At 75.3% G+C, this 7,175-nt stretch carries 5 protein-coding genes and 1 pseudogene; 5 read left to right on the top strand and 1 reads right to left on the bottom strand.

What is annotated here, in order from left to right:
• The first annotated feature begins 418 nt into the window (after positions 1–418).
• Positions 419–1,384: a hypothetical protein gene (locus ABEB00_RS34890; protein ID WP_345624747.1), complete on the top strand. Its 966-nt coding sequence runs from the start codon at positions 419–421 to the stop codon at positions 1,382–1,384.
• A gap of 146 nt (positions 1,385–1,530) precedes the next feature.
• On the opposite strand, the gene ABEB00_RS34895 is transcribed toward ABEB00_RS34890, so the two are convergent.
• Positions 1,531–1,809 (bottom strand): GlsB/YeaQ/YmgE family stress response membrane protein, encoded by a 279-nt coding sequence (locus tag ABEB00_RS34895; protein ID WP_345624748.1) that lies wholly within the window; start codon positions 1,807–1,809, stop codon positions 1,531–1,533.
• Between the two features lie 526 nt (positions 1,810–2,335).
• On the opposite strand from ABEB00_RS34895, the gene ABEB00_RS34900 reads away from it, so the two are divergent.
• From ABEB00_RS34900 to ABEB00_RS34915, 4 genes and pseudogenes are all read left to right on the top strand, one after another.
• Positions 2,336–3,403: a sugar-binding transcriptional regulator gene (locus tag ABEB00_RS34900; RefSeq protein WP_345624749.1), complete on the top strand. Its 1,068-nt coding sequence runs from the start codon at positions 2,336–2,338 to the stop codon at positions 3,401–3,403.
• 78 nt (positions 3,404–3,481) lie between these two features.
• On the top strand, positions 3,482–4,099 hold the full coding sequence (locus ABEB00_RS34905) for a type VII secretion system-associated protein (protein WP_345624750.1): 618 nt from the start codon (positions 3,482–3,484) through the stop codon (positions 4,097–4,099).
• The gene (locus tag ABEB00_RS34910) at positions 4,096–6,810 is read left to right on the top strand and encodes a hypothetical protein (protein ID WP_345624751.1); all 2,715 of its coding nucleotides are present in this window, start codon (positions 4,096–4,098) and stop codon (positions 6,808–6,810) included. The genes ABEB00_RS34905 and ABEB00_RS34910 overlap by 4 nt, the downstream gene beginning before the upstream one ends.
• Positions 6,811–6,937: 127 nt before the next feature.
• Positions 6,938–7,175, top strand: a pseudogene (locus ABEB00_RS34915) (hypothetical protein); the annotation flags it as partial.

The following is a 7,175-nucleotide window of genomic DNA, read 5'->3' on the forward strand; positions in this document are numbered from 1 at the left end:
GGAGGAGGGGGCTCCGGGCGGTGTCGGGGAGAGTCTGCCGACGGCGGGTGCCGCGCCCGGCGGCGTGGGCCTGACTGGCCCGGGTTCGGTGTCGTCGCCCGGTCTCTCGACCGCCGGTGAGGGTGCGGGTGCGGGTGTCTCGGGTATGCCGATGATGCCCATGATGCCGGGCGCGAGCGGTGCGGGGGCCGGTGCCGGTTCGGGTGCGGAGCGTCCGGACGCGGCTGGTCTGCTCGGTGGTGAGGGCTTGGTGCCGTGGACGGAGGAGGGGGCTCCGGGCGGTGCCGGGGAAGGTCTGCCGACAGCGGGTGCCGCGCCCGGCGGCGTGGGCCTGACCGGGCCGGAAGCCATGGCGGCGGGTGCGGCGGCGGGTGCGGCCGCCGGGGCCGGTGCGGCGTGGATGCCGATGATGCCCGGCATGAACACGGCTGGCGCGGGCGCCGGAAGCGGAAGAGGCGAGGACGGTCACCGGCCCGACAGCTCGGGCCTGCTGGGCGGCACCTCCGCCGCCTGGGCCCCGCACCCCTCGGAGGACCCCCTGGAGGAACTCGCTCCGGGTGCGGCGGCCGGCGGTGCCGCGCTGCAAGGGTCGGCGGCGACGAATGCCGCCACGCATCCCGGTGAGCGGGCGGGCGAGACCGGCGCCGCCGGTCTTCCCGCACCCGACGCGACCGTCGCCGCCCCCGTGCTGCCGGGCCTGACCCCCGGCACCGCTACGGCGCCGGGCACGGGGCGCGGCACGCAGAGCCGGGGAACCCAGGCCACGGCCGGAACCGGAGCGGGAACCGGGACCGGAGCCGCGCAAGCGGAGGCGGCGCCCTCGGGGAGTGGTGACGTACACATGGTCCCCGCCCCGCTCCCCGACGACCGTGTCCCGGTCGTCGTACAGCAAGAGGACACCGACGACGTCTCGGCATGGGACCTGGCCGCGGCCGGTTTCACCCCGTTGCTGCTGTCGCTGGCCGGCCGCGGAGCCACCGCCGGCGCGGGTGGGGAGGCAGCCACCTCCCGCTACACCGTCGCCGACCCGGCGATCTGGAACGCGGACGAGACGGACGCGGCCCGGCAGGCCGAACGCGCCGTCGCCCCGGCCCGGGGCGCCTCGGCGTCCGACGAGGGTCCGGAGCTGGCCACCTGGCGGCCCGCCCAGCGGGCCGTCGCGCCCGCCGCGGGCATCGCGTTCGCCGGAACGGGCGAGGTCCGCTCCGGTGACGGCGGCGACCTGGGCGACGAGCCGCAACCGGCCGGGCCCGATCCGGAGGCGTCCGGAGACGACCCGGACGAAGAGGACACCGAGGAGAACGGCGCCGTGGAACTGCTGCGGCAGGACGCCTCCACCTGGGGCGGCCGCTCCGCCCCGGTGGTGCCTGACTCCCTCGGCTGACCGAGCTGCCGCCGGGGGTGCGGCGGCGGCAGCTCGGCAGGTACGACGGCGGCGCCCCGAGCCGGTCCGCACACGCTGACGGCTCCCGACCCCTGCGAGCAGGGGAGGGAGCCGTCCAGGTGGGAGAGGCCCGCGCCGTCAGCGCATCAGGCGTGACGGTGCGAGCTGCGTCGGCCGACGACGAGACGGTAGATGAAGAGCAGGATGAGGGAGCCGACGATCGCGGCGATCCAGGTCGACAGGTCGAAGAACCCGTCGATCGAGTCGACGCCGAAGATGACCTTGCCGAGCCAGCCGCCGAGCAGACCGCCGACGATGCCGATGAGCATGGTCACGATGATGCCGCCGGGGTCCTTGCCCGGCATCAGGGCCTTGGCGATAGCGCCGGCCAGCAGGCCGATGATGATCCACGCGATGATGCCCATGGTGCGTCTCCGTCTCGTTGCATAAAGACTGTGTCAGCAACCGTCTGCACCGTCCGCGCCCGAACAAACATCCAGGCCTCGCTCGGCTTGGGAGATTTTCAGCGGCCTCCGCCGAACGCCGACGCGGTGCTCGACGCGCTCGACGCGCTCGACGCGCTCCATGCCGATCCCGGACGCCGGGCGCCATGTGCAGGGTGCAGGGTGCTGCGGTCTTGCGCCAAGAAGAACATTTCTGGAACAGTGAACACAGTCCTGATGTCGTCGGACTGTCGTCGTACCCCCAGCGGTCGGTCATGCGACCGCAAGAGGCCCGCCGCCGCCTCCTCTTCACCGCCGTTCCCTCGCTGTGCCCCCCTGAATTCGTGGTGTCTCTCGTGGTGTTCCACGATTCCCGAGTCACACCGGACACAGGAGTGTGGGCCTGGCCCTCCGGTTACCGACGCCATGGGCCAGGCACGCAGATGGAGGAAAGGACCGGCGGGTTGCCAGCCGACTACACGCCCCGTAGTCCGAGGTGGACCGGCTGATGCGGTCGCAACGGGACGACGCCATGGGCGGACACCACGAGGCGGAGGTTCCTCCCCCGCCGATCGACAGACTCCTCGCCGCTTCCGTCGCCAGACGCTTCTACCTCCAGAACCAGTCGAAGGTCGACATCGCCAGGGAATTCGACATCAGCCGCTTCAAGGTGGCCCGTCTCCTCGACGCCGCCGTGGCCCACGACATCGTGCGCATCGACATCACCGTTCCGGCGGAGATCGACGCCCCGCTCTCGCGCGCGCTGGCCGACCGCTTCGGGCTCAGCCACTGCGTCGTGGTCGACCTGTCCCGGAGCGAGGGCGGTCCGGTGGCCCCGGCGGACCAGCGCCAGGCCGGCCGCTGGCTCGGCACGGCGGCCGCGCAGCTCGTCTCGGAGATCACGGCGGAGGGCGAGGTCCTCGGACTCGACGGCAGCCGTCCGGTGCGGGCGCTCAGCGAGGCGGTGGGCCGGCTGCCCTCCTGCCAGGTGGTCCAGTTGACGGGCGTGCACGGGCCCGACCTCGCCCAGGACGCCGCGGTCGCCGCCGTCCGCCGTACCGCCGAGGCGGGCGGGGGCCGGGCCTTCCCCCTGCACGTCCCGTTCATCCTGCCGGACGCGCCGACCGCCGCCCTGCTCAGGAGCCAGCCGGCCACCGCCGAGACACTGCACCAGTTCGACCGGGTGACCAAGGCCGTCGTCGGCATCGAGGCGTGGGACGCCACACCCGCGACGGTGTACGACGCGTCGACGGAGCGGGAGCGCGACACGTACCGGGAGTTCGGCGCCTGCGCGGAGGTGGCGGGTCACCTCTTCGACACGGCCGGCCAGGTGATCCCCACCGAACTCAACGCCCGCGTCATCTCCATGAGCGCCGCCCAGCTCCGCGCCGTTCCCGAGGTGATCGGTCTCTCGGGCGGTGCGCGCGGCGCGGGGGCACTGCTCGCCGTCCTGAAGTCCGGTCTGCTCACCGCAGCCGTGACGGACGCGACGACCGCGCGCGCCATCCTCTGCTCCGACGGCCCGGACGACACGCGCCGGGCGCGGACCGCGTACGCGGCGGAAACGGTCACATGAGACGCCGTGCGTCACGCCCGCGTCCCCCGTCCCGGCCGTCTCCGTAGCACCGCCACGAACCACCGAGTGAGGACAGCGATGACCCAGCAGGGCACCGAGAGGACCGGTGCGACCGGTGCGCAGGGGGAGCCCCTGCCCGTTCCGGACGAGATCCGGGAGGCGGGCAGGCTCGCGCCGGACCACTGGCTGGGCGTGGTGGACCCGATGTGGTCCGGGGAGGGCGAGCCTCCCGAGTGGGTCATGGTCGGACGATGGCGGTCGGGCCTGGACGGCGAGATCGAGGAGTGGCAGGACAACCCGGAGTACCGGCCCTCCCCGGACGCGCTCGGCTGGCCCGAACCCGAGGACGAGGTGGACCGGGCCGTTCAGCTCGCCGTGACCGGCTACGGCCCGGGCGAGGCGGTGACCCGGGCGCTCCTCGGTCGTGAGGTGGCCGTCCTGACCAGCCCCGAGGGCGGCCCGCTGGCCGCCGTGACCCCGGACGGGACCCCGGCCGTCCCGCTGTTCACCTCGCCGGTCTTCCTGCACACCGCCGGGCGGCTCGCCTCCGAACTCGTCGCCGTGGACGCCCTCGTGGAGCTGGTCCCCGCCGGCCACGCGCTCTATCTCAACCCTTCCGGGCCGGTCAGCATGACACTGGAACTTGACGCCGTACGCGAGGCGCTGCGCGACGCGGCACGGAGGACCGACTCGTGAGCCGCTGGCCGAACGGCTTCCCGGGCCGGCGTAACAGGGTCGGCGAGGGGCGCGGTACGCGCGGGCCGGCCGCCGGTCCGGGCCGTACCGGCGCCCAGCGGGCCGGCGGCGCGCTGCCCGTCGAGGAGATCGACGGTGTGCTGCTGGTGCGCTCCGTGGCGGACGACTCCTTTCCGCTCGCCACCCTTGAGGAAGTGGCCCACGCCTTCGGCGCGGACGAGGACGTCGTCACCGTGCTGGTCGGCACCTCCGACACCGGCGGCAGACCGGACGCGGACCTCTGGGCCCGGCTGGGCGCGCTGCTGGACTCCCTGCGCGCCCGGGGCACCCGCCGGGTACGGCTCGTGCTGTCCGGCGCCGGTGACGAGCAGCAGCCGGGACGGCCCTGCGTGGCCCGCCGGATCGCCGACGCCTGGGAGCTGGAGGTCATCGCTCCGGACGGAGCCGTACTGATCACCCCCGGGGGTGCGCTGTTCGTCCACGGTGACTCCGGACAGCCCCGCGGATGGTGGCGCTTCGAGCCCGGCAGGCCGCCCCGGAGACTGGGCCCGCGTGCTCCGGAACCCGTCTGGCAGGAGGCGCTGGGCCGGGTGCCCGCGCGTACGGCGGGCGGCTGTGTGGTGGACCGGATACCGGCGGGTGTGCTGATGCGTCCGGCCGAGGCCCCCGGGCCGGGCCCGGGCGACCTGTGCTTCGCGGTGCCGGTCGACTTCGAACGCCCCACCGTGCTGGTCGGCGCCCCGCAGGCGGAGGACGTCGGCGCCGACGAGGTGGCCGCGGTACTCGCCGCGCTGCCCGTGGCGCAGCGGTCCCGGGTCCGGCTCGCCCCGGGGGGCCGCCGCGACCTGCTGTGGCTCGGCCAGTCGGTCTCGGACCTGCTGGGCAGCGAGGTGGAGGTCCTCACGGGCCTGCCGCTGCTGGACGACTACGCCCCGCCCGGAGCGGCCCCCCGGCCGACCCTGGTGGGTACCGACGGCAGACCGAGCTGGCGGCCGTTCGTGTCCTCCGTGGCCTGCCGGCCCGCCGACGCGGAGGGCAGGGTCCTCGCCCCACGGCTGCTGCAGAGCCACCCGCCCACCGGAATCCTGGCCGGCAGCGCACCGGGTGCCGTACGGCTGACGGACCGCTGGCAGGCCACGGTGACCCGGTCCGGACTGGCCCTGTGGGAACGGGACAGCCCCCGGCCTCCGCTGGCGGGCACGGCCGTCGACCCGGACGCCTGCGTCATCGAACTGGGCGCGCCGGGACAGCCGTTGGACGACTCGCTGGTGCCCGCCCTCGCCCGGCTCCTGGCCGGACTCGGCACCGAGGCCAGGACGAGGGCGACGCTGCTGGTACGCGGCCGGCTCACGGCGGGCGAGGGCGAACTGCGCCGGCTGGCCGCCGAACACGGTGTCGCGGCCATCCGTTACGTCACCGCCCGCAGGACCGCGCCCCCCGGCCCCCGCCCGCCCGTACCGGCGACCGCCGGCGCGGTGGCCCCCGGCCGGACGCCCGGTACACCGCCGCCGCGGCAGGCACCGGCACGGGGGGCACCGCCTGCCGAACGGCCCGTACAGGTCGCGCTCACGGGTACGTCGACGGGAACCGCACCCGGCAGCACCGAAGCCACGGCCGACACGGCGGGCACGGCAGGCACGGCGGGCACAGCCGGCACGGCCACAGGCCGCGAGCCCGCCCCTGAGGCCGCCCCCGACCGCCCCGCCCCGGCTCCCGAGCCCGGCCCGATACCCAAGCCCAAGCCCGCCTCCACGCCTGCCCGCCAGCCCGCCTCCACGCCTGCCCCCCAGCCCACCCCCACACCCATCCCCACCCCCGAGCCGATCCCAGCTCCCGACCCCACGCCCGCTCCCGTGCCCCCCGCCCCCGTCACCCCGCGGCCCGCCCCGGAACCGCACCCCCCGGCGCCCGTCGCGCCCCCGCCCCGCCCCCCGGCGACGGCGCAGCCACTCCCCTTCGTCCCGGGCCACGTCAGCGGTGCCGCCGAACGTGCGGCGTTCCGTGACTTCGCCGCGGCCGACTGGGAACGGCATGGAGCCGCCGTCTCCCGGGTGCTCACCCGGATGCCCGCGCTGCGCGGCCGGGAACTGGAGGCGGCCAGGACCGACCTCATCGCCGCGCACGCCTACCTCACCACCGAGGAAGGACCGTTGCACCACCGCGAGCTGATCAGGGACATGCGCTCGGGCGAGGGGCGGCTGCTGCCCTACGCCGGGTGTCTGGCCTCCGCGCTGCGGCGGCTGCCCTCCTACCGGGGTATGGCGCTGCGCGGCGGCGAAGCCGACGCTCCCGAACCCGGGGTGGGGACCCTGATACAGGAGCCGGGGCCCGTCAGCGCCCTGGCCGGGACGCCGGCGCCGCCGGCCGGCACCTCCGTGCGCTATGCGATCTGGTCCGTGACCGGACGCAAGGTGCGGCAACTGGTCGAGCGGCCCGCCGGATCACCGTACGAGGAGATCGTCTTCGTACCGGGCACCGGGTTCCGGGTGCTGGGGGCCCGGACCATGCCGTCCGGTCCTCCCGTGGTGCTCCTGCGTGAGCTTCCCGCCAACGCGACCGCCTACATGGACGGGGCGCAGGAGCTGACCGGCCTGGATCTCAAGGCGCTCAAGCAGCTCGGAGAGGCACTGGACAAGGGGTTCCCGGCCGGTGCGGGCGAGAGCTGGCCGGAGCGCTGCACCGGGCCGGTGGGACGGCGCGATCAGCCGTGAGAGCCCGCACCACGCCGACCCGATCCGGCACCACGCCGACCCGATCCCCCATGACCCACACCCGATCCCGTACGACCCACACGTGATCCCGTACGACCCAGATCTCGTACTGAGCCCGAGGAGAATGATGACAAGTCGTCAGAAGCCGTCCGCCCCCGACGGGTCGTCCGTCCGCCGGGCGGTGGCGCTGGGGTCCGTGGGCGGGGACCCCGGCGCGATGCTGGCGCCGGCCACGCCGTCGTCCGCCGGAGGGGCCCGGGCCGAGGGCGAGGGGACGGGGCGGCAGCGCCCCGACGCCCCGGCCGGTGACACCGCGGCGGCCGCGGCCGCGGCGCCGGCCACCACGAGCGGCACGGCCGAGGAGG

This window comes from Streptomyces ziwulingensis, from assembly GCF_039542605.1.
Lineage (GTDB): Bacteria > Actinomycetota > Actinomycetes > Streptomycetales > Streptomycetaceae > Streptomyces > Streptomyces ziwulingensis.

Bases quoted from the DNA above. Each gene is read 5' to 3' on its own strand.
- ABEB00_RS34890 (WP_345624747.1), top strand. From the start codon at position 419: ATGAACACGGCTGGCGCGGGCGCCGGAAGCGGAAGAGGCGAGGACGGT.
- ABEB00_RS34895 (WP_345624748.1), bottom strand. From the start codon at position 1,809: ATGGGCATCATCGCGTGGATCATCATCGGCCTGCTGGCCGGCGCTATC.
- ABEB00_RS34900 (WP_345624749.1), top strand. From the start codon at position 2,336: ATGCGGTCGCAACGGGACGACGCCATGGGCGGACACCACGAGGCGGAG.
- ABEB00_RS34905 (WP_345624750.1), top strand. From the start codon at position 3,482: ATGACCCAGCAGGGCACCGAGAGGACCGGTGCGACCGGTGCGCAGGGG.